At 43.9% G+C, this 22,491-nt stretch carries 18 protein-coding genes; 7 read left to right on the forward strand and 11 right to left on the reverse strand.

The genetic code is table 11. From position 1 onward, the window contains the following. Positions 1-18: 18 nt before the first annotated feature. Together N646_RS01330 and N646_RS01335 are read right to left on the reverse strand one after the other, a co-directional pair. On the reverse strand, positions 19-924 hold the full coding sequence (locus N646_RS01330) for a lysine exporter LysO family protein (RefSeq protein ID WP_005378011.1): 906 nt from the start codon (positions 922-924) through the stop codon (positions 19-21). A gap of 146 nt (positions 925-1,070) precedes the next feature. Then, the gene (locus N646_RS01335) at positions 1,071-1,991 is read right to left on the reverse strand and encodes an HDOD domain-containing protein (RefSeq protein WP_005378009.1); all 921 of its coding nucleotides are present in this window, start codon (positions 1,989-1,991) and stop codon (positions 1,071-1,073) included. 369 nt (positions 1,992-2,360) lie between these two features. On the opposite strand from N646_RS01335, the gene N646_RS01340 reads away from it, so the two are divergent. Then, entirely contained in the window at positions 2,361-2,948 is a 588-nt protein-coding gene (locus tag N646_RS01340; protein WP_005378007.1) for a TfoX/Sxy family DNA transformation protein, read from the forward strand. A 192-nt stretch (positions 2,949-3,140) separates the two neighbouring features. On the opposite strand, the gene N646_RS01345 is transcribed toward N646_RS01340, so the two are convergent. The 3 genes from N646_RS01345 to N646_RS01355 all read right to left on the reverse strand — a co-directional run bounded on the left by N646_RS01345 (position 3,141) and on the right by N646_RS01355 (position 6,415). Continuing rightward, on the reverse strand, positions 3,141-3,689 hold the full coding sequence (locus N646_RS01345; RefSeq protein ID WP_005378006.1) for a hypothetical protein: 549 nt from the start codon (positions 3,687-3,689) through the stop codon (positions 3,141-3,143). A gap of 291 nt (positions 3,690-3,980) precedes the next feature. Further along, positions 3,981-4,478: a response regulator gene (locus N646_RS01350; protein WP_017820839.1), complete on the reverse strand. Its 498-nt coding sequence runs from the start codon at positions 4,476-4,478 to the stop codon at positions 3,981-3,983. Next, positions 4,475-6,415 (reverse strand): ATP-binding protein, encoded by a 1,941-nt coding sequence (locus N646_RS01355; RefSeq protein ID WP_021033835.1) that lies wholly within the window; start codon positions 6,413-6,415, stop codon positions 4,475-4,477. The genes N646_RS01350 and N646_RS01355 overlap by 4 nt, the downstream gene beginning before the upstream one ends. A 186-nt stretch (positions 6,416-6,601) precedes the next feature. Between N646_RS01355 and N646_RS01360 the strand changes: the two genes are divergently transcribed. The 3 genes from N646_RS01360 (at position 6,602) to N646_RS01370 (ending at position 10,517) form a co-directional block, all read left to right on the forward strand. Continuing rightward, complete coding sequence (locus N646_RS01360; RefSeq protein ID WP_017820837.1) at positions 6,602-7,870, forward strand: DUF945 family protein; 1,269 nt, start codon at positions 6,602-6,604, stop codon at positions 7,868-7,870. Between the two features lie 137 nt (positions 7,871-8,007). Further along, positions 8,008-9,102 (forward strand): 3-phosphoserine/phosphohydroxythreonine transaminase, encoded by a 1,095-nt coding sequence (serC, locus tag N646_RS01365; protein ID WP_017820836.1) that lies wholly within the window; start codon positions 8,008-8,010, stop codon positions 9,100-9,102. Positions 9,103-9,185: 83 nt separating this feature from the next. Then, positions 9,186-10,517 carry a D-serine ammonia-lyase gene (locus tag N646_RS01370; RefSeq protein WP_017820835.1) on the forward strand — a complete coding sequence of 444 codons (1,332 nt, stop codon included), beginning with the start codon at positions 9,186-9,188 and terminating at the stop codon, positions 10,515-10,517. Between the two features lie 97 nt (positions 10,518-10,614). Here the strand turns inward: N646_RS01370 and cydC are convergent, their stop codons facing one another. From cydC to trxB, 3 genes are all read right to left on the reverse strand, one after another. Next, positions 10,615-12,336, reverse strand: coding sequence for a heme ABC transporter ATP-binding protein/permease CydC (gene cydC / locus N646_RS01375; protein ID WP_005377996.1), 1,722 nt, complete (start codon positions 12,334-12,336; stop codon positions 10,615-10,617). After that, positions 12,329-14,116, reverse strand: coding sequence for a heme ABC transporter permease/ATP-binding protein CydD (gene cydD, locus N646_RS01380; RefSeq protein WP_017820834.1), 1,788 nt, complete (start codon positions 14,114-14,116; stop codon positions 12,329-12,331). The genes cydC and cydD overlap by 8 nt, the downstream gene beginning before the upstream one ends. A gap of 103 nt (positions 14,117-14,219) precedes the next feature. Continuing rightward, on the reverse strand, positions 14,220-15,179 hold the full coding sequence (gene trxB, locus N646_RS01385) for a thioredoxin-disulfide reductase (RefSeq protein WP_017820833.1): 960 nt from the start codon (positions 15,177-15,179) through the stop codon (positions 14,220-14,222). Positions 15,180-15,538: 359 nt separating this feature from the next. Between trxB and N646_RS01390 the strand changes: the two genes are divergently transcribed. Together N646_RS01390 and N646_RS01395 are read left to right on the forward strand one after the other, a co-directional pair. Continuing rightward, positions 15,539-16,195 (forward strand): 2OG-Fe dioxygenase family protein, encoded by a 657-nt coding sequence (locus N646_RS01390; RefSeq protein WP_005377989.1) that lies wholly within the window; start codon positions 15,539-15,541, stop codon positions 16,193-16,195. Further along, on the forward strand, positions 16,179-17,414 hold the full coding sequence (locus tag N646_RS01395) for a cysteine desulfurase-like protein (protein ID WP_017820831.1): 1,236 nt from the start codon (positions 16,179-16,181) through the stop codon (positions 17,412-17,414). The genes N646_RS01390 and N646_RS01395 overlap by 17 nt, the downstream gene beginning before the upstream one ends. 90 nt (positions 17,415-17,504) lie before the next feature. Here N646_RS01395 and N646_RS01400 read toward each other — a convergent pair whose 3' ends face one another. Next, positions 17,505-18,329, reverse strand: a complete 825-nt coding sequence (locus N646_RS01400; protein WP_005377984.1) for a DUF2797 domain-containing protein — start codon at positions 18,327-18,329, stop codon at positions 17,505-17,507. Between the two features lie 333 nt (positions 18,330-18,662). Here N646_RS01400 and N646_RS01405 point away from each other — a divergent pair, with 333 nt between their 5' ends. After that, the gene (locus N646_RS01405; protein ID WP_005377983.1) at positions 18,663-20,000 is read left to right on the forward strand and encodes a GGDEF domain-containing protein; all 1,338 of its coding nucleotides are present in this window, start codon (positions 18,663-18,665) and stop codon (positions 19,998-20,000) included. A 142-nt stretch (positions 20,001-20,142) separates the two neighbouring features. Here the strand turns inward: N646_RS01405 and N646_RS01410 are convergent, their stop codons facing one another. Further along, complete coding sequence (locus tag N646_RS01410; RefSeq protein ID WP_017634863.1) at positions 20,143-21,513, reverse strand: SLC13 family permease; 1,371 nt, start codon at positions 21,511-21,513, stop codon at positions 20,143-20,145. 219 nt (positions 21,514-21,732) lie between these two features. Beyond that, a complete protein-coding gene (locus N646_RS01415; protein ID WP_005388862.1) occupies positions 21,733-22,467 on the reverse strand; it encodes a SanA/YdcF family protein in 735 nt (244 codons plus the stop codon). Positions 22,468-22,491 lie beyond the last annotated feature (24 nt).

Raw genomic sequence — 22,491 nt, forward strand, 5'->3', positions numbered from 1 at the left:
AAAGCGAAAACCTGAGATCTAGCTAGCAAGTGATACAAAGAAAAGCATCATAACTGGTACCAATAAACTCAAAATAAAGCCGCTAACGATAGCAACAGGAACACAACGCACACCACCGGTAGTTTGAATAACGGGTAGGGTGAAGTCCATTGCTGTTGCACCGGCATAACCAATTGCGGTGCACGGATAGCTACGAATAAAGAGAGGAATGGCAACCAGTGCGACTAACTCTCTCATCAATTCAATCAAGAACGACGCGCCACCAAATACCGGACCAAAAGCGTCACCCATTAAAATACCTGCGAGTGAATACCAGCCAAAACCTGAAGCCATTGCGAGTGCTTGATAAAGAGGAAGATCCAAAAGCACCGCTGCAAGAACGCCACCAAGCATACATGTTGCGATGACAACAGCCGCAATGGCCATTCCTTGTTTATTTAATAGGATTTGACGCAGAGTAAGTCCACTATTGCGCAGCTGAATACCAATAAAAAATAGAAGTAGAAAGAGTATCCATTCGCTTGCTGTATCTACCCAACTCAAATCAATGGGTAACAGCAGGCCAACCACTAACCCTCCGCCAACGACCACAATAAGCTTAACAGACTCTAAAGCCATCGAAGATAACGGTAGCTTCTTTTGATTCTGATTGGTCTGGAGTGGAATAATTTTATCAATAATAGGCAGAGCCAACAGGTTGCAGGCACTTAGACACAAAAAAAACGTACTCGCATAGAGGAGAATACTTTGTAAGTTGCTGCTTAAATTATCGAGCGCCGCCAAACTAAGACCCATCAACGACAAAATGACGTAAATAAGGTAGGACGTTGACTGATTGATCTTCTCCAATAACGAAGATCGAGATATAGGAATTAGATACCCCACCACAAGCGGAGCGAAAATAAATAGCATCCCTGAAAACATAAAGCTCAATGATTCCTTTTTGAGATAACATCAACACGCATAAATCAAATTATCTATCGGTTGAAATTAGAGATATTTCACCACACACAGCTCAGCCTTGAGCGAATCGTTTTATCACGTATAAGGTATTATCAGAAAGCGATAAATTACAAACCGCTAGCATTGAGTACAGCACGGATTTGATCATTGAAGTCAGTATCACTCATGTTACTAAGTTCATACAAGACTTCTGCACCAGTTAAGTTGAATTCAACTTCGTGTTCGTCAATGCGTTCATCGTGATTGCGAAACATCAATAAATGATGCGCAATTCTAGCGATGTCGAGATAACTCACTTCTGGTCGCGTTAATTCGTATTTTTCGTTTGAGGATACTTCTCTGAAGTCGTTGTCAAATCCCCAACGCTCAAGCACTAGTTTACTTGTGGCAGAACAACGTGTTTGGAAGATTTGCAATGCAATATCTGGGTCTAAGTAATTGCCCCTATCTAAGTACAAGTGGTACTCATTAATTAGGCAAAATAACCCAATATCGGCTAATAGACCGACCAATAACGCCTTTTCTTGCTCTAGATGACCATAAGTGCCTGGCTCGTGGCTACGAAACGATTGAACCAACATCACCATGACGGCACCGAGCTCACGCGATATCGCTGCACTCTTCACCAAGATGGCATTGCATTCTTTAGTGAGATTAACTGAGTGTTTAAGTTGCTCGATCGCTTGTGCGGTAACAATATCACGTACACGAAGTATTCCGAGACGAGATACCGCTGTAGTTAAGTCGTTGCAGGTGATATTTCTGCGATTAAAAATCACAGAGTTAGCGACTCGTAAAACGACCGCTGCTAATCCGGGATCTTCCAATAAACAGTTAGCAACATCGGCAATCGTGGTGTGTTCTTCGACACATAACTGCTGAATTTTAAGCACGACATCAGGAATAGGAGGTAACGAAATCTTACCCGTGGCGATGGACTGTTCTACCAGCTGAGCAAACTCGGATTCCAGTGCGTTTATAAGCTTATCTTTATTATTTGGCAGCCAAAAAAATGATAAATGTTCCATTGTGACGCTGTACTTGAGATCTTTCGTACAGTGTACCCTTACAGCGTATTCTTTATCAATTAAATGCGTATTATGTGCCCGTAATTGCCAGCGAGATCATAATGATGGCGTGTTTTAGGCATGCTATGCGTCAAAAAAATATCACCACACAAACAATAAGTGTGAAACTAATCACGTATGCAGAATTTATACTTTTTTATATGTGACCTATGTCCTAACTTATTTTTCAACGTTAAGTATGATTAAGCAAGTTGGTGAGCACAACTCACAAAAATATCGCCAACAAATCGACATTTATAATTCGCTATAAGCTGCTGTTTATCTGGTGACATCGCTAATCGGGGTAATTTATTCAGATTAAAGAGGTCAATGGACATGACAGACCAAGCTTTTTTTAAATATGTACGCACCTTCAGTGAGTACCAAAAACGTTCTATGTTCGGTGGTATTGGTTTATTCACCGATGATGCTATGTTTGCGCTTGTCAGCAATGATTGCTGCTACTTACGTGGTGGTAATGGGCTAGATGAAGTGTTTACTCAACTGAGCTGTGAGAAGTATAAGCACGTCAAAAAACAGACGACGGCAACCGTAAATTATTATGATGTAACCGATTTATTCGAATCCGGATATGTAGGGCTTGATGAACTGGTACAGAAATCAATTGAATACTCAATTAAGGAACGGAAATATCAAAAGTCCTCTGCCAGTAGACGCTTAAGAGACTTACCCAACATGCAACTAACCCTTGAACGTATGGTCAAGAAAGCCGGTGTTGATGACGTAGAAACCTTTTTAGAACTTGGACCTGTAAAAGTCTTCAACAAAGTTAAAACGGCTTACGGTAATGATGTTGATGTAAAGCTACTGTGGAAATTTGCTGGTGCAACTGATGGCGTACATTGGAAACTGATCCAAGAGCCGCGTAAAAAACAGTTATTGGCACTGTGTGACTAAGCGAAGCTGATCGCACAATGATTGACTCGTTTCGATGGAGTTAGCGGGTCGTAAAGGCAAGTGTGAAAAGCGGAAAAAGGACGTTGAAGTTTTTTACCACTTCATTGAGTTAGTCATTAAATTAGACAAAAAAACCGAGGCAGAGACCTCGGTTTTTGTTTTTTAATTTGCTCTTTTCTTATAGCACAAATCTTAAAACTTAAAACGCGTAGTGAACATTACCTGATCACCGTAAAAATCGTTGATACGTGCTTCAGCACCCAAAGAGAAAAGCTCTGTTGAGTGGAATCGAGCGTAGGCAGAGCCAGTCCAATCGTCATCGTTATCGATAGAAACGTAGCCGACTTTGCCGCCTACTTCTAATTGAGGGCCCAACCATTGGCGAACACCTAAGTTAAGCTCCATACCAACATCTGTGCTGCTCTCATTCGAAGGTTGCACAACGCGCATTAGCATTTCACCAGTAAGATCTGCCCAGTTGTTTAGCGGAGAATGGAAGCCAAAGCCTGCAGCTGAGTCAAAATCACTTTCAAACTCAGAGTCAATACGAGCAATAACATGCGCGTTCGGGTGAATTGATTTGCTGAATCCAGCACCAAATGTCACAGGACTTGCGCCAATACGTGCTTCGAAATAGTCGTAGCTAAAGTTGCTCATAGTTGCTGGCGCATTGCGATCGTTTGCAGCTAGGGCATGGCTTGATGCCACTAGTAAGGCAGCGGCTAATAGTGTTTTACGCATAACTAACGATAAACCTTGTTCATTATTTCCATGGATTCAAGCAACCACTTGAACCGTAATCTGATTTGTCCGACATCATAATAAAAAGGAAGGTCGACGACCAACAAAAATGTGTCGATGTTTTGTCAATTAACTTAATAGTTCCTTGGTTTAAGCAAAAACTACGCCATATACGTAGTGTCCGAGAATTTCACTCGGACAAGTAACGATGTTTTTCTAACCTCATTCGACTATGCGAGGTTAGGTGGTGCAATGAGCATCGTTGAGTTCAAGTTAGAACCAAACACTTTATTACTCGCCAAAGCTTGCTCTTCTATCTGCCATGGCGTTGAGGATTGCCTCAGAATCAAGGATTTGAGTCCAGGATAGCAGGTTATCATCATTCTCAATCACAAACGCGGTAAGCTGAGACACGATTGCTTTTCTCAATGCTTCGCCTTTCCAAGGTTTGGCAATGTAATAATCGAGACTCGCGTTATTTACGGCTTCTACGGTGTCTTCCAAACCAGCTTGTCCTGTGAGTAAAACTTTCCGCGCTGCTTTTGTGTCACCATTTTGACTGAGTTCGATTAAGAAGCTGATCCCAGTTTGTTCCGGCATAATGTGGTCACATAAAATGAGAGCAAGCTGAACTTCTTCTTCCGCCATCTCCTCAATCACTTGTCGTGCTTCAGTCACTGATTCCGCTCCTTCGACAACAAAGTTCTCCTCGAAGGGAGCAAGATCTTGGAGCACGCTATCCAAGACTTCTCGTTCGTCATCGACACATAAAATTAGATACTTGGTCATGTTTCATCTCCTTCTTCGATGACTGGTAACCAGACGGTCATTCGTGTGAACTGGCCGATCTCTGATTCGACGTCAATCCACCCTCTGTGTGCTGTTACGATTTGCTGGCAGATGGACAGCCCGATGCCTAAGCCAAAATTACCTTCTTTTTTTGTGGTGAAGTTTAGCTCGAAAATGGCGTCTCTTTGCGACTCAGGAATGCCACATCCATTATCTTCAAATGAGATAACGGCATAATTTGTGTGCTCTTTTTCTACAAGGCGTGTTTGTATGTTTAACACCCCTTTTTCTGGAAATGCGTCAATGGCGTTAGAGACCAAATTCGTCCACACCTGTTGGAGTGCGATCGGTTGACAAAGGATAGAAGGCAAGTTTGCATAGTCGGTTGAAATTTGGTGCATTTTTAATTTGTTCTCGAAAATCACCAAGGTGTCTTCAATGCCCTCATGAATATCGGCATAGTGCAGGGTCTCATCATCTGACCGAGCATATCCTTTCAGGCTTTTTACCATATCAGCAATTCGTGCTGCACAGACATTAATTGAGCGAAGTGTAGAACCTGCTTTGTGGTATTGCTCTAGTGTATTGAGAGCATGATAAGACGCTTGCTGCTTTCTCGCTAGTTGGGTAAGTAGCTCTTGATCGGACTCTAATCCAAGGCTCACCACTTTTTTTGCCAATGCTCGGTCTGGAAGAGTATGGCTAAGCGCTTTTACGCGTGATCTGAGCTCGGCGGTTGAAGCGGGTTTTGAGGTTTGCGCTTTGCTCAGTAATTCAATGCCTTTGGTTTGTATATCGGAACTTGGCGCATCGTTAAGTAATCGTTCTAGCGTATGCGTTAAATTCTCTACGCCCCTCAATATCGCGGCTACTGGATTGTTTAGTTCGTGGGCCACTCCCGCAACCAATTGACCAAGCATCGCCATTTTTTCTCTTTCAATGAGCTGCTGGTGGGCTGATTCTAAAGATTCGAGCGTTTTTTGAAGTTGCAGTTTGGTGTTGATGCTTCTTTGCAATCGGCGGTTGAAGTGGCGTAAAAGCAAGTTTGTAAAAAGAGGCAGTAAGTTTGAGTCGCTTTGCATCACTTTATTGAATACGTTGCGATCGAGTTTGATAACTTCTGTTTTGGTTAGTGTTAGAGCTGTCGAGAAAGAACATTCCCCAGTAACAAACGACATGCCTCCGACAATATTCCCTTTGTTATGGCGTACAACCTCTCGCTGCATGCCTTGCTCATCGCGCTTGTACAGAGCCACTTCACCTTCGGTGATAAACCACAAAAAGCAATTTGGCTCGCCTTCCACGGTTAATAAGTGTTCAGGTGAGTATGTACGGCACGCTCTTGTTTCGTCATTATCTTTGAAAAATTGCTGGAGAGCGGAGATCACTTGCTCGGCTAACTCGGCATCAGACATCGAGTGGTAGTCGTGTAAGAATCCGGCTTGATAATGGCTCATCTGGTTATTGATGTGCGCTCGCAACAAGCTGTGATGATCCAATATCTGACTGTAACTTAGCAGGTCTTCTTTGCCATTTCGCAAGATAAATTGGGTCAGCTCTTTTTGCACTGTGTTAAATAAGACGTGATCTGGCAAAGGTTTAGTGAGGCAGTGGTCGAGCCTGCCCTCATTAACGGCAGTGAGAATTGCCTCTATATCAGACGAGCAGCTAATAAGAATTTTTCTTGCTTGCTCGGTATGTGGCATCCGGTCTAAACCAATAAGAAAATCCACGCCGTTAAAATGAGCGTGATGGCTCGCTATAACTAAAGCAACAGTCTGTTCTCTTTCTTCTAGATACTCTAAAGCGCTTTGAGCCTCTTCTATCGATTCGACAGAAAAAATATCAAACTTACTTGAGAAGGCAGACAGCTCCAATCGAAACTGTTCAGCACTGATTGGGTTGTTGTCGAGACACAACACAGCATAACGATTCACAGATGTTTTAGCTCCGGTTAAAACTTCGCCACGCAAACTTTAACAATAAAAGGACATGATGAGTGGGAGCCAAGTATGATTCCTGATTAATGGACTAGAATAAGCATCAATAGTCTGATTTGTCTCAATGTTTTCTCCGCAGGTGGTTTGGGGTAGACTGACCGAAAATATCTAATAAGTGACGTTATGCAAAATCTTAAAAAAATCGGCGCCATTGGTGGTGCTATCTCATTAGCACTGTGTTGGCCATTGGCTGTCGGACAAATTGGTCAGTCCATCATTGAAGATGGTATTACCAATATGAATGATGAAATGATTAAAGGTGAAGTGGTCGAGTATCAGCGTGGCTACTTGTCTTCAGTCGTGCTGACTCGTTATTCAGTTGTTGATCCTGAGCTTAAAACTCAGCTAGAGCGTGATGGTATGCCAACGACGTTTGACGTAACCAGTGATGTTAGCCACGGTCTAACAAGCCTAACAGCAGATTCAAAATTGGTGGACAATGACTTTTTGCCTCTCACGATGCATAGCCAGACTCAACTAAATGGCAATACAGCATTTATCCTCGACCTAGACAGTTGGCATTATCGTAACGAAGCGCAAGGTGTTTCTGTTTCTACAAGCCCTGCAAAAGTAACAGGTGATGTGACGGTATTGGGTGATCTCAATTACCAAGTTTCCGTTCCTTCTGTTCAAGTGGATTTTGAAAACGGTGAAGAGCTTCATCTGAATGCATTGACAGGGCAAGGTAAAGGAAAGCAAGCAAAAGGCTACTGGTTAGGCGAGCAATCTTTCTCTCTAGAGAAGCTAGATGTGGTTGATGCGAACTTAACGCCTGTCTTTTTGATTGAAAATGCGAGCTACCGTGGTAACACTACGATGAGTGAGTCTGGTGATAAGCTGAACAGTCAATTAAACCTAGATGCTAAGAAACTGCGTTTAACTGATGGGACGGATGTCGATAACTTTAAGTTGGATTTCTCAATTGCAGATGTGGATAGCCAGTCTTTTGATCAAATTATGTCTATCTATCAAAGCTCTCCTATGATAGATGAGCAGGAAATTGCGAATTTATTGCCGCATGTCGATACGCTGTTTAGCAAAGGTTTTGATTTATCCGTGAACGAGCTTTCACTCGCGTTCGGTGACGGCAAGTTCCACAATGAGTGGCAACTATCCATCCCTGAAGGTACTGAGCATATTACTCAAGATCCAATGAAGTTGGTGACGGCCACTACTGGTGAACTTAGCACTTACTTCTCCGATGAATTAGTAACGCATTACCCATTTATTCAAGAAGGGATTGATGAGCTCCTTATTATGGAGTTGATCGAAAAAGTAGAGGGCGGTTATCAATTAAAAGCAGAAATTGGTGAAGGCAAATTGAAGTTCGAAAATGGGCATGAGTTCCCATTGGTGGCTCTACTTATGCCTGCTTTGATGCAACAACAGTAATTCGTGTTGTTGCGAATTTGTTCCAATTCAACGCTTAGTCTTTAAAAAGAGGTCGTAAGACCTCTTTTCTTGTTTTTATCACTGCGAAAACGTGATATTAATTTCGTAATATTTACATAGCAGGAGCAATGAGCATCATGGAACAAAATACGGACAACGTATTTAACTTCAGTGCAGGGCCAGCAGGTCTGCCTAAAGCAGTTATGCAGCAAGCACAACAGGAACTAATCGATTGGCAAGGCCTTGGTACTTCGGTCATGGAAATCAGCCACCGAAGCAAAGAGTTCATCAAAGTTGCAGAAGAAGCCGAGCAGGATTTACGTGATCTTCTGAATATTCCGGACAACTATAAAGTGCTGTTCTGCCAAGGTGGTGCTCGTGCTCAGTTTGCTGCTGTTCCTCTAAACTTACTTGGTGATGCCGATACGGCAACTTACATCGATGGTGGTTATTGGGCTGAAAGCGCGGTAGCTGAAGCGAAAAAATACTGCGAACCAGACGTGTTTGATGCAAAAACAGAAATCAACGGGAAAGTCGCGGTTCTACCTGCAAGTGAATGGAAAATTGCTCCAGAAGCGGCTTACGTTCACTTCTGTCCAAATGAGACCATTGATGGTATTGAGATTAACGATCTTCCTATCACCGATAAACCGATTGTTGCTGACATGTCTTCGACAATTCTTTCTCGTGAAATCGATGTGTCTAAATACGGTGTAATTTACGCGGGCGCTCAGAAAAATATTGGTCCTTCCGGCATTGCTATTGCTATCGTGCGCGATGATTTATTAGGTATGGCGAAGCAGGTACTACCAAGTATCTTGGATTACACTGTTTTGGCAGAAAAAGAATCAATGTTCAACACGCCACCAACCTTTGCATGGTACCTGTCTGGTCTTGTTTTCAAATGGCTGAAGGCACAGGGTGGAGTAAAATCGATTGAGCAAGTGAACCGCGCTAAAGCCGCGCTACTGTATGATTACATCGATCAGTCTGATTTCTACCGTAATGGCGTGCACTCAGCAAACCGCTCTTTGATGAACGTGCCATTTCAACTTGCTAAGCCTGAACTGGATGCAACCTTCCTTGAGCTAGCAGACTCTAAAGGGCTGAAAGCGCTAAAAGGTCACCGAGCAGTTGGTGGTATGCGAGCATCCATTTATAACGCAATGCCGCTAGAAGGTGTTCAAGCGTTAGTAGACTTCATGCAAGAGTTTGAGAAAAACTACGCGTAAGCTCAAACTGATAGTTATTCTCCAAAGCGTCGCTATTGCGGCGCTTTTGTTTATCTCAACTCACATCATTCCAGGAAGGTAAAATGACCAAGGCAAATATTGAAGCGCTGACTAAGCAGTTCCCACTCTTGGCAGCACTTATTGATCTTGAAGAGGTTTGTTGGTTTAACCCCCATATCACTTCCTTGGAGGAAGGCTTACCTCATGTCGGGTTAGATGAAAAAGATATTCAAGCGGCGAGTGAACGGCTAACACGATTTGCGCCTTATTTGATGAAAGCGTTTCCCGAAACGGAAACGTCGCGTGGCGTTATTGAGTCCGCAGTGGTGGATATTCCCAATATGAAAGTGCGTTTGGAGCAGCAATACGGCACGCCAATATTGGGCCATTTAATGCTCAAAAAAGACAGTCATTTGCCAATTTCTGGTTCGATCAAAGCGAGAGGTGGTATTTATGAAGTGCTCACTCATGCAGAAAAGTTGGCGTTTGATGCCGGCTTGCTCTGTGAAAGCGATGATTACAGCAAATTGTTCAGCAATGAGTTTCGGCAGTTTTTTAAGCAGTACAGTATTGCGGTTGGCTCAACCGGCAATCTTGGTATGTCCATCGGCATCATGAGTGCGAAGCTGGGTTTTTCAGTTTCAGTCCACATGTCTGCGGATGCGCGGGAATGGAAGAAAAATAAGCTCCGGTCACATGGTGTTAATGTCGTAGAGCACCAAGAAGATTATGGTATTGCTGTCGAGCAAGGTCGTAAAGAGGCAGAAAAAGATCCCAACTGTTTCTTTATCGATGATGAAAACTCACGGACGCTGTTTCTAGGTTACTCTGTTGCGGGTGAGCGTCTTAAGCAGCAGTTTGATGACTTGGGAATCGTTGTTGATGAGCATCATCCATTGTTTGTTTATCTTCCTTGTGGTGTTGGCGGTGGACCTGGTGGGGTGGCATTTGGCTTGAAGGTAGCATTTGGCGAGCATGTCCACTGTATTTTCGCAGAGCCAACGCACTCACCGTGCATGCTGTTGGGCGTACATACAGGCTTGCATGACGATATTTCGGTACAAGATTTGGGTATCGATAACATCACCGCCGCTGATGGTTTGGCAGTCGGGCGTGCCTCGGGATTTGTCGGAAGAGCGATGGAAAGGCTACTTGATGGTTTTTACACCATTGATGACGCTCGTATGTATCACCACTTGGGTCAGTTAAGTGAACTGGAAGGTATTAATCTAGAGCCTTCTGCATTAGCCGGTATGATTGGTGCAGTGCACGTCTCGAATAACCATGCTTACCAGTCTCGAATGAAATTTGACGAAGAAAAACTCAAAAACGCAACACATCTTGTTTGGGCAACAGGTGGGGGCATGGTTCCGAAAGATGAAATGGCGGCTTATCTCAAAAAATCTGGTCGGTAAATCAGCACTGTATACGTGCTTAATTAGGTAACTAATAATACAGGAATAACAAAAGGGCTCATCGTTTGATGAGCCCTTCTCGTCACTGAAAATCGAATTATAGAGATTGTAATAGCTGGTAGTAACGACCTTTTTGAGCGAGTAGCGTTGGATGGTCGCCTTGTTCGATGATCTCACCTTGTTCCATCAAACAGATGCTATCCATACTTTCTAGCTCTATCAGTCGGTGTGTAATGAATACTACTGTCTTATTAGCAAAGTGTTCATTGAAAAGCGCCATCACTTTTTGTTCCGTACGCTTATCGAGGCCTTCAGTCGGTTCATCTAAGAGTAGGATTGGGGCATCACGTAGCAATGCTCGAGCAATACCGATTCGACGTTTCTCACCACCAGATAACTGACGACCGCCGTCGCCTAACCAAGCGTCTAACCCCGGCTCTTCAAGAAGCCCGCCAAGCTCGACTTTTTGTAAAATAGTAGACAGTTGCTCATCACTTGCATCCGGAGCGGCCATGAGTAAGTTGTCACGTAGTGTCCCGTTTAGTACATCTACGCGTTGACTGACCACAGTCATTGCTGATCGCAGGTCCGACTCGCTCCAATCTTGCAGTTTTGTACCACCGATTCGAACTTCACCTTGGTTAACATCCCAGTAGCGGCAAAGAAGCTGAATCAGTGTTGATTTACCTGAACCTGTTTGACCTACAATTGCAGTTTTAGTGCCCAACGGTAGTGAGAGTGACAAGTCTTTCAGCACCTTTTGCTGACCGTCAGGGTAAGTAAAATCTATGTTGTCGAATTCAATGTCTAACGTTGTGTCTTTATGTTTCGACTGCTCAGGGAAGACAACGTCAGGTTCAGCCAAAATTACTTCATTTAAACGACGAGCAGAGGTCAACGTTTGACCGAGATACTGGAATGCGCCTGCGATAGGCATCAGAATCTCAAAGCTCGCCATGGTTGCAAACGCAAACAGCGCAATCCAAGGATCAGGAGCACGACCACCTACGCCGTCTGCAGCAAACCAAAGCATCACAACCAGTGTAATGCCGTTCACCAGCATAAGCAGGCCTGAAGCCATGCCCGTTAAGTTCGCGTTCACAAATTGGTTAGACAGCAACTGCTTCTGCTTCTCTAGAATGAGATTACGATAACGTTCTTCTGCTCCAAAGATACTCAGTTCGCTGTAGCCTTGAAGCCAGTCCAGTGTCGCCACTCGCAATTGCGCTTTATGATGAGTGAGATTCTCGCCATTATTTTTACCCAGTTTATAGAACAGCACTGGCCATACAAACAACATGACGGTAAGAATCGAGCCAAGCAGTAGGGCGAGATGCCAATCAAAGAACGCCAGGACAGCCGTTAAACTCAATATGCCAAAAATACCAATCACGACAGGGCTGATAAGTCGAAGGTATACGTGATCCATCGCATCTACGTCCGCTACTAAGCGGTTGAGCAGATCGGCATCACGCATCGTAGAAACACGACCCGGAATCAGTGGTGCAAGTTTCTTAAAGAAGAAGATACGTAGATCGGTAAGCAGCTTGAACGTTGCATTGTGGCTAACGACACGTTCTCCCCATCGACCTGCGGTTCGAGCCATTGCAGCGCCGCGTACCCCGGCACCTGGTAACATGTAGTTGAAGGTCTCACGAGCAACCGTCAAGCCTGCCACCGCTGCGGCTGAAATAAACCAACCTGATAGCGTTAATAAGCCAATAGACGCCGCTAAGGTCAGAAATGCCAGTAGCATACCTAGCGAAAGACCAAACCAGTGTTTTTTATAGAGTTTTAGATAAGGGAGTAAATCACGCATCTAAGTTCCCCTTGTCTGTTTCACGTTGTGCGAGGTTCGCTTCCAACATGTCTTTAAATAAGCCATCTTCTGTCGACAGTGTGGCGTAATCACCACGTTGAACAATCTGGCCGTCCTGCATAACAAGAATTTGCGATACGTTTTGTAAAGGCGCAAGTTGGTGAGTAATCATCAAATTCGTTGTGGCATGCGCATACTTGTTAATGCCTTCCATCACGAGTTTTTCACTGCGAGCATCTAAGCTTGCGGTTGGTTCATCTAATAACCAAAAACGACCATTTTGTAGCATGGCGCGAGCCAGTGCTAAACGCTGCGCTTGGCCGACAGATAAACCACCAGAACGATCAGATATCGGATAATCCAACCCATGCATTTCAACAAATTCAGCAGCGTGAGAGTCATTCAACACAGAATGTACGTCTGCATCCTGAATATTGTGCTTACCTAGTGTGATGTTATCTCGAATGCTACCGTGTAATAGCATCGGGTTTTGACCAATCCAGCTTACTGCCTCTCGCCATGTGGCTAGATCCAGTTGCGACAATTCACAACCATTAATCTTCAAGCTACCTTGATAAGGCATGAAACCGAGGATGGTGTTTACCAAGCTTGTTTTACCTGCGCCACTTGGTCCAACTAAAGCCGTACTTTTGTTGGCTTCAAGAGAGAAGGATAGGGGACCTGCGAGCTGCTTACCTTCCGGACTAAAAATGGTTAACTGGTCCGCTTCAATATGGATAGGGCTGTTTTTATCTAACGCTTGGGTACCATCTTTGATTTGATCGACTTCCAAACCCAGAAACTCGACAATGCTTTCTGCTGCCCCAACCGCTTGCTGTTTCGCATGATAGAACGTGCCCAAATCACGTAATGGCTGATAAAACTCTGGAGCAAGAATCAGAATGAACAAACCAGCAAAGAGCGTAACACCTGTGCCGTAGTAGCCGAAGTCCAGCTCCCCGATATAACTAAAGCCAAAGTAGACAGCGGTAATTGCGATAGAAATGGAAGTGAAAAACTCTAACACCGCAGAAGACAGAAACGCGATTTTCAGAACGTCCATGGTACGAGTACGAAAGACTTCTGAAGCACCCTTTAGCGTCTCAGTTTCAGATTTTGTTCTATCGAATAAGCGAATGGTTGTCATTGCTTGCAAGCGGTCATAAAAGTGACCCGACAAACGCTGCATCGCTTTAAAGTTTTTACGGTTTGCTTCTGCGGCTTTCATCCCAACCAGTGCCATGAAAATAGGCACTAGTGGTGCAGTGACCAGGAAGATCAAGCCTGCTGCCCAGTTTACTGGGAATACGACAACCAAAATGATGAAAGGCACTAGTACCGATAATGACATTTGAGGCAAGTAGCGTGAGAAGAAATCTTGCATATCTTCTACTTGCTCTAAGATGAGCGTTGCCCAACTGCCAGCAGGTTTGCCTTTGATGTAAGCTGGCCCAAGTTTATGAACTTTATCTAAAATGAGTTGGCGAATATAAACTCGAATTTGCTCCCCGCAACGGTAACCGGCAAGCTCTCGACCCCAGGTACAAGCAGCTCGACCGATAACCGTGCCACCGAGCCCAACAAAATGCCAAATGAGGTCGGCTTTGTCGACTTGGTCAATGATTAACTGGTGCAGAATGGAGGCGAGCAGGGCTGCTTGAGCCAATAAAAACACGCTTGAAAGTACGCCTAGGCCTATCGCAATCATAAGCCAGCGCTTGGCTAACTTACTTTGTTGCTTCAGCCACTTATTCAAGCTGCTTTGCTTTTTCTTATCCATCGTGAAGGCTTAATGATAATTGTTTTAATGAGGCGGTAGTATACAAAAGAAAACCCAGCGGGAATACCGCTGGGCTTTAAGGATATGACACAAATGTGAAAAGTTATTTGTCACCAAGTGAGTCTAAGAAACGTTCAGCATCTAATGCAGCCATACAACCTGTACCTGCAGAGGTGATCGCTTGACGGTAGTTGTGGTCCATTACGTCGCCAGCTGCAAATACACCTTCGATACTAGTTTGTGTTGCGTTGCCTTCAAGACCTGATTGAACGATGATGTAGCCATCTTTCATGTCTACTTGGCCTTCAAAGATTTGTGTGTTTGGCTGGTGGCCAATTGCGATGAATGCACCCATTACATCGATATCTTCTGTCGCACCGCTGTTCACGTCTTTAATGCGGACGCCCGTTACGCCCATATCGTCACCCAGTACTTCATCGAGAGTGCGATCGGTATGAAGAACGATATTACCGCTTTCAACTTTATCCATCAGACGTTTCACAAGGATCTTCTCTGCGCGGAATGAATCGCGGCGGTGGATCAGGTGAACTTCTGACGCAATGTTAGATAGGTATAGCGCTTCTTCAACAGCCGTGTTACCACCGCCCACAACTGCAACTTTCTGATTACGGTAGAAGAAACCGTCACAGGTTGCACAAGCAGAAACGCCGCGACCTTTAAATGCTTCTTCAGACTCAAGGCCAAGGTATTTTGCTGATGCGCCGGTAGATATGATTAAGGCATCACAAGTGTACTCACCTGAGTCGCCTTTTAAATGAAATGGGCGTTGTGATAGCTCTACTTCATTGATGTGATCAAATACGATTTCAGTTTCAAAACGCTCGGCGTGTTCTTTCATGCGATCCATCAATGCTGGACCTGTCAGTCCCTCAGCATCGCCTGGCCAGTTTTCAACTTCAGTTGTGGTGGTTAGCTGACCACCTTGTTGCATTCCCGTCACAAGCACAGGGTTTAAGTTTGCACGCGCTGCGTAGACGGCAGCTGTGTATCCTGCAGGACCAGAACCAAGAATTAATAATTTACAGTGTTTTACGTCGCTCATTATGGCTCCAAAAAGGGCGTAACATTTCCCTCGATTGTATGGAAATTCTTAGTGCTTTAAAAGCATAAACAACGATTGTGATCGAATAATTGGTTATAGATTAGAACCCACTAAATATTGATTGAGAACGTTGACTTCTAGCATAAAATTCTATTCGTAGTAGAGAAGTCTAGTTTCAAATATTGTCAAAGCGTAAAACTGAAACATGGCTCTGTTTTTGTGGTTTGGTTTGGTTTGTTATGTTGTTTTCGTCGTTTTGTTGAAGCTATCAACGTTAAAAGCTGGTAATTGCAGAATATTTGCGTAACCTAGTGTGTAAATTAAATGTTAATTAATGTGCCTCATTAAAGGAGCAAATGATGTTACATTCACGTGAGAATACTCTACATTTAACACAGCTCAGCATGGCAGCAATTGAGCAGCTTTCCCCATCGTTTGAAGAACTGCCTCGTACCGAACATGCAGATGGTCAGTATCGACTACGACGTTATTCTGTGGTTGGCTTTGATAACGGCAAAGTCATCGACTTAAATAAAAATAGCTTTGTTCAATCCTCTGATATCAACCGATTTCAAGGTGATGTAGTAAGACAATTCGAGCCAATTGAGAAGGATATTCTTACCAGCGATGGATTTCGAGAAATGTGTGAATTGTTTGTCAATGCGAATCATCTGCCAAACGGTCAAGAAATAGAAATTCACCAAATCCGTATCAGGGCACTGGAAGAAGAAACCCAAGTAGCACCTGAAGGTGTGCACCAAGACGGTTTTGATCATATTGCAATGGTTGGTGTGGGACGCCATAACATCATCGGTGGCGACATCATGCTGTACAGCAGCCATAACCAAGCCCCATTTTTCCGTAAAGTGCTAGAAACCGGAGAGGTCGCAATCTTGGCTGATAGCAAGCTGTGGCATAACGCGTGCCCAATCCGCTCTGTTATTGATGACGAAGCGGGCCATATGGATGTATTTGTACTTACTGCTACGGATAAGCGTAATGAACTTCAATCTTAATCAGATCAGAGAGCAATTTCCGGCGTTGGCTCAATACCACAACGACAAGCCCGTGACGTTTTTTGATGGTCCAGGTGGCTCACAAGTGCCTCAACCAGTACTAGACAGCATGGTTGGGTATTTAGGTCGTTTCAACGCTAACTTAGGCGGGCATTATTTTTCTAGCCAAGTGACCGTTGACGTAATGCAAAATGCGCGTGAGTCGGCTCAGGCTCTACTTAATGCCCCTTCATCTGGCAATATTGTCTTCGGTGCCAATATGACCTCACTAACCTTTCAGCTTAGTCGCGCGATTAGTCGAGATTGGCAAGCAGGAGATGAGATCATTGTCTCCGCTTTGGATCACTATTCAAATGTATCCAGCTGGCAGCAAGCGGCAGAAGATAAAGGCGTTACGGTTCATCAAGTTCGTATCAACGAAGAAGATTGTACGCTTGATATGGAGCATTTAAGCCGCCTTCTTTCTGATAAAACGCGCCTTGTCGCTGTGACTTATGCATCGAACACGACGGGCTCTATTGTGGATGTACAGCAAGTAGTCAGCATGGCGCACAATGTTGGGGCACAAGTTTATGTGGATGCCGTCCATTATGCGCCTCATCATTTGGTTGATGTTCAAGCGTTAGGTTGTGACTTTTTAGCTTGCTCAGCTTACAAGTTTTTCGGACCACACGTTGGTATTGCTTACATAGCCGATCAGTGGCTCCACAGTATTCTCCCTTACAAAGTCGAGCCTGCCACTAATATAGGCCCTGGTCGATTTGAAACAGGAACGCAAAGTTTTGAAGGTCTTGCTGGTGTCGTTTCTGCGGTTGAGTATCTGGCTCAATTTGGTGAAGTCGGTTTACCTCTTCGCCAACGATTGGAGCAAAGCTACCAACTGTATGAACAACATGAGCAGCGCTTGAGTGAGCGTTTCTTGCAGCGTTTGAATGCATTAGATGGTGTCAATCTATTCGGTATCGCAAAGGAAGATAGCCAACTCCGCACGCCAACTTTTGCGCTAACGTTTGACCGATATTCTCCAGAGTTCATCGCGAAAACACTGGGTGAACATAACATTTGTGTATGGAATGGTCACTTTTATGCGTTGGGCTTAGTTCGTCAACTTGGTTTAGAAGAATCGGGTGGTGTAGTGCGAATTGGTTGTATGCATTACAACACAATAGAAGAAGTCGATATGTTATTCGATGTGCTAGAAAGCATCCTTGACGCATAACTAACGATTTCTTCCTAATAGAAAAACAAAAGCTCGAGTCAAACTCGAGCTTTTTTCATTTTTATTTGAATCAACGCGTTCTGCAAGCGATTACTCACTAACTTCAACTTCATAGGAAGTGAATTTTCTTACATTAATAACGCCGGTATCAAAGATGAGGTATTGACCTTTGATGCCTTGCAAAGTGCCAGTAACAACCGGGTTTTTATCGAAGTTATGCGAAGTGATCTTCGTTGGGTGCTGTTGTACCGGGTAGCTAAGGTCGGTAATGCTTTCGTTTAATACTTCAATGGCATCTTCGCCGAATTGCTGTTTTATCTCGGCAATTTTCTCTTCGACTAAAGGCAATAGCTCAGCAAAACGGTCCTGCAATGCCATAGGTTCACCGTCACCTTTTAGCAGTGTGCGCCAATTGGTCTTGTCTGCGATATGTTTCGCCAGTTCAACTTCAATTAAACCGGAGATATGGCGAGTTTTTACTTTAAAAATTGGCAAGCCCTGAGTCGCGCCTTGGTCAATCCAACGAGTCGGGATTTGAGTATGACGAGTAATACCAACTTTTAAGCTGGATGTGTTGGACAGGTAGACAAAGTGATCCACCATGCAATTCTCTTCACCCCATTGTGGTTCGCGACAAGTCCCTTGATCGTAGTGGCAGGTCTCTGGCTTCATGATACACATGTCGCAGCTTGCTAGCTTTTTCATGCATACAAAACAGTGGCCTTGCGAATAACTCTTTTTCGTTTTCTTTCCACATGAGCAACAAAAAATATTGCCAGTGTGAGTCAGTGTGAGCGTTTTACCCAGAAAAGGAGTTAAGTCGATTTCTTCCTCACCGACAGGAAGACGGTAGTTGACGGCACCGTCCAGAGAAGCACGCATTTTGTTTAGCGTGCCAGTTGCAATTAATGACATGACATTACTCATTATTGTGTTTTTGCACAGTATATACTGAAGTGGAGAAGAGATGCAGGGTTGACAGGAGCTTTAAAGTAAATGTCTTGCACTAAATTATTATGCATCGTGTTTTATTTTCTAAAAATTATGGCTGTGAAATGCTTCGCAAATAGAAGTTGGGCTGCACTTTTTAGAAATTTTAAAACGTGATAACGGTTCAAAATCCGTTACCATGTGTCGAAACTAAGAATTGAATGAAAAAGCGATTTTATTTCTTGATAAATCACCTTGATTTCATTTTTGAAATTATTGAACCCCACGTATTGTATAATCTCAGCAGGTCACTTGCCCATGAAGTGGATCCATAACTTTATCTTTGCTCTTTCTATTTGCACTATCAGTTTGGTTGCCCTTTATAGTGTGCTTGGCGATACGCGAAAGCTGACCATTACACCTGAGTATTTCAATATCTATGCAACTAAAGATGCCAGTGAAGGAGGTGTGAGTGAGGCAGATATCACATACGATCGGCAAAGCCTAGTCCTTAGCTGTGAACTAAAGCAGAGCTCGTATGCTTGGCCTTATTGCGGAATCTCGGTTTATACCGATTCAGCAACGCCAACACAGGGTATTGACCTTTCCAACTACCATACGATTCGATTGAAGGTGCGATATGAAGAGGCAGGAATAGGGGCTAACCCTAGCCACGACCTACGTTTGTATCTTCGCAATTATAATTCTGAGTATTCCAAACCGGACGACGAGTACACCATTAAATATAATGGCATGCAGTTTTCTCCGTCGGGTTCGATCGATATTGTCGAAATTCCGATTAAAAATCTTCAGGTGATGACCTGGTGGTTAGCAGATAACGGAGTCGCGATTGAACACTCTGCACCTGAATTTTCAAACATCACACGTATTGATATTGCAACTGGGTCTGGTGCGGCACTTGGTAAACATAGAATTGTGATTGATAAAATTGAGTTTGAAGGCGCTTACCTTGCGCAAGAAACATTGTTGTATGCATTATTACTCTCTTGGATGGCGCTTGGACTGGCTTTTTCACTGCATGAGTTACGAAAAAATAGAGTGGCTTATGAAAAAGCGCAAAAGCGTCACCGTCATTTGGAAAAGGTGAATGATACTTTGCGAGCTCAAAACTATGAGTTTGCAGAGTTAGCGCATCGAGATGCTTTGACGGGCGCGATGAACCGATATGCTGTGCAACACTGGCTGGAACAACAATCTCGTCAGGTTCGCTGGGGGCATAACACCTTCAGTATTCTCTATTTGGACTTGGATAAGTTTAAAAAGGTGAACGACAAATTTGGGCACCAAATGGGGGATGACATATTGCGCGAATTTGTCATGGTGGTAGCGACTTCTATTTACTCAGACGATCGACTCGTTCGTTGGGGCGGCGAAGAGTTTGTCGTATTTTGCCCTGATACCAATATTGAACAAGCGCTAGAGAAGGCAGAAATGATTCGCAAAAATGTGGAGGATCATTTGTGGGTGCACGGTGAATCATTAACTTGCAGTATTGGCATTGCCCAAATGCAGAATGAACGCGTCTCAGAAACCATGGCGAGAGCTGACGAAGTGTTGTATCAGGCGAAGCGCAATGGTCGCAACCGAGTGGAAGCTCATTATGGTTTACTTGCTTGCGAAAAGAAGCAAGCCTGATAGCCGTTCACTAAAAGGAAAGAAAAAAGGTGGCCAACTGGCCACCAAGAGGGAAACTGCTGAACACCACTTAGGGGGGAAGTTTGGGTTATCGATACGATTACCGTGAGCAGCAGTGTAGTGCTAATCGAACTTGCTATTTTTACCAGAACAACCAAGCGAAAAGCGTTAGTGCAGCAATACAGGCAATGTTTAATACGAAACCAATTCGCATCATTTCTTTTTGCTTGATATGACCCGTACCGAACACAATCGCGTTTGGAGGTGTTGCAACAGGTAACATAAATGCACAAGATGCAGCGACGGCAATCAGTGCAGAGAGAATAACCGGAGACATGCCTAAGGCTTCTGCAATGGTCGCAAATACAGGGACAAGTAGCGCAGCACTGGCGGTGTTACTCGCAAACTCAGTTAAGAAGACAACAAAAGCAACCACTGCAAGAATCGTTAAGAGAATACCGGCTTGCTCAAGGAAGCCTGACAAGCTATGAGCCAAAAATACGCTTGTTCCGGTTGCTTTTAGGACGTTACTCAGACAGATACCACCACCAAATAGGATTAACACACCCCAGTCGGTTGTTTTCTCAATATCTTTCCACTCGACGGCGCGAGAAGCACCAAGTAGAAGGATGGCGCCAATAGCTACAAGAGTATCGAACTTCGCGAAGCCACCCAGCATAGCGTTAATAGGCTTACTGAATATCCACAAAGTTACGGTCAGTAAGAAAATCGCCAACGTAATCATTTTGCCGTTTGTCCATTCGACTGGTTGATGGTCAAGGTCAAACTTGTGGCTAAGGTCAGGCTTAGTCATCGTGTACAATACGAGGATAGCGATTGGCATTAATACTAGGGAAATAGGTACACCAAACTTCATCCATTCAGTGAAGCTTAGGCCAACTTCAGCGGCTGCAATTGCGTTTGGTGGGCTACCAACCAGTGTTGCAATACCACCAATTGAAGCACTGTAAGCGATACCGAGTAGAACAAACAAAAAGGTGTTGTGGTTTTTCTTGGCGTCTAGCTTTGTCATCACACCCAGCACAAGCGGTAACATCATCGCGGCGGTGGCGGTGTTTGAAATCCACATTGACAGGCCAGCACTCACACCAAATAGCATGAATACAGCGACAGACATTTTTCCTCTTGCCAGCAATAGTACTTTATCTGCAATCGCTTGATCTAACTTTTGTTTATGTAGAGCCGCAGCTAGTGCAAAACCACCCAAAAATAGAAAAATGATGGAGTTGGAAAAGTTATTCAGTGCGGCTTGAGTGTTGAACACACCCAAAAATACCGCAAGTAGTGGTATGAGCAGCGCAGTAATGCTGACGTGAATCGCTTCGGTTAGCCACAGAATAGCAACAAAAACTAAGATGCTCAGGCCGGTTACTACTTGTGGTTCAAAGGGTAAGGTATTAAACAAGATAATGAACAATAGGATATTCGCGTTCAAAATCATGCTGTTGCGAGTGAAGAACCAATTCTTCAATGTCACAGCGAGTGCGGTCATGGGTAGTGCTCCTTTTGCATTGCCTTTTGTCGGTTTTTTTATGGCAAAGTAACTGACTTGTAGTTATTTATTGATGAAATGTTACTTTGAATGCGAAAAAGAGTTTTGCCTGAATCGTAGAGCAAATTAGAAAGTGTGATGTTGAGAATTGGAAATGGGTAGAAAACTACCCATTTGTTTTATAGAAATGTTACTAGGCTTGTGAGCCACGTTATTCCTCTATTCGACGGGGACTTGAAGAGGCTCGTTAGCTGCTTTATTTGGCTCTTTTACTGCGACGATAGGTTCTTGAGGGCCAAGAAACTTAGGCTGCGTATTGATAATATACAGGTCTAAAAACGCTTTCACACGGGCTAGCAGTTCTCGAACACGCATCGATGTTTTTTGCTTGTTGGCCGTCGGCCCTGCTACCGCGAGACACTGCGCATCAATGCTGTAAGCATCAGCGATGAACAGTGCGCGTTCGCAGTGAAAGCGTTGAGTCACAATCAGAAATCGCTCCGAAGCAAAAATTTTTTTTGCTCGTACAATCGAATCTAAGGTACGAAAGCCAGCATAATCAAGGTGAATCACTTCTTCAGGCACGCCTGCTTTAAGTAAGTCGCGTTTCATTGTCCACGGTTCGTTATATGAACGGTGGGCGTTATCACCACTCAATAAAAACTGTTTTACTTTGCCTTGGTTGTAAAGCTCAATCGCCGCATTAATGCGATGAGTGTAGTAAGTGTTGAGGATCTTTCCGATGTATTTACTGGTACCAAGAACTACGGCAACCTCATGTTGAGGGATTTGCTCGTATTCAGTGAAAATGCTCTCTTTGGCTTGTAAAACCACCCATCGGTCGATGGCAATAACAGAAACAAGCAGACTAAGTGCAGAGATCGACAAAATCAAAGCAAATCGCTTCCAGGAAAATTTCAGCTTCCACTTTGATCTTATGCGAGAAAACAACAAAACGTTTTATATCCTTAACTAAAA

The organism is Vibrio alginolyticus NBRC 15630 = ATCC 17749 (genome assembly GCF_000354175.2).
GTDB classification, from domain to species: Bacteria; Pseudomonadota; Gammaproteobacteria; order Enterobacterales; family Vibrionaceae; genus Vibrio; species Vibrio alginolyticus.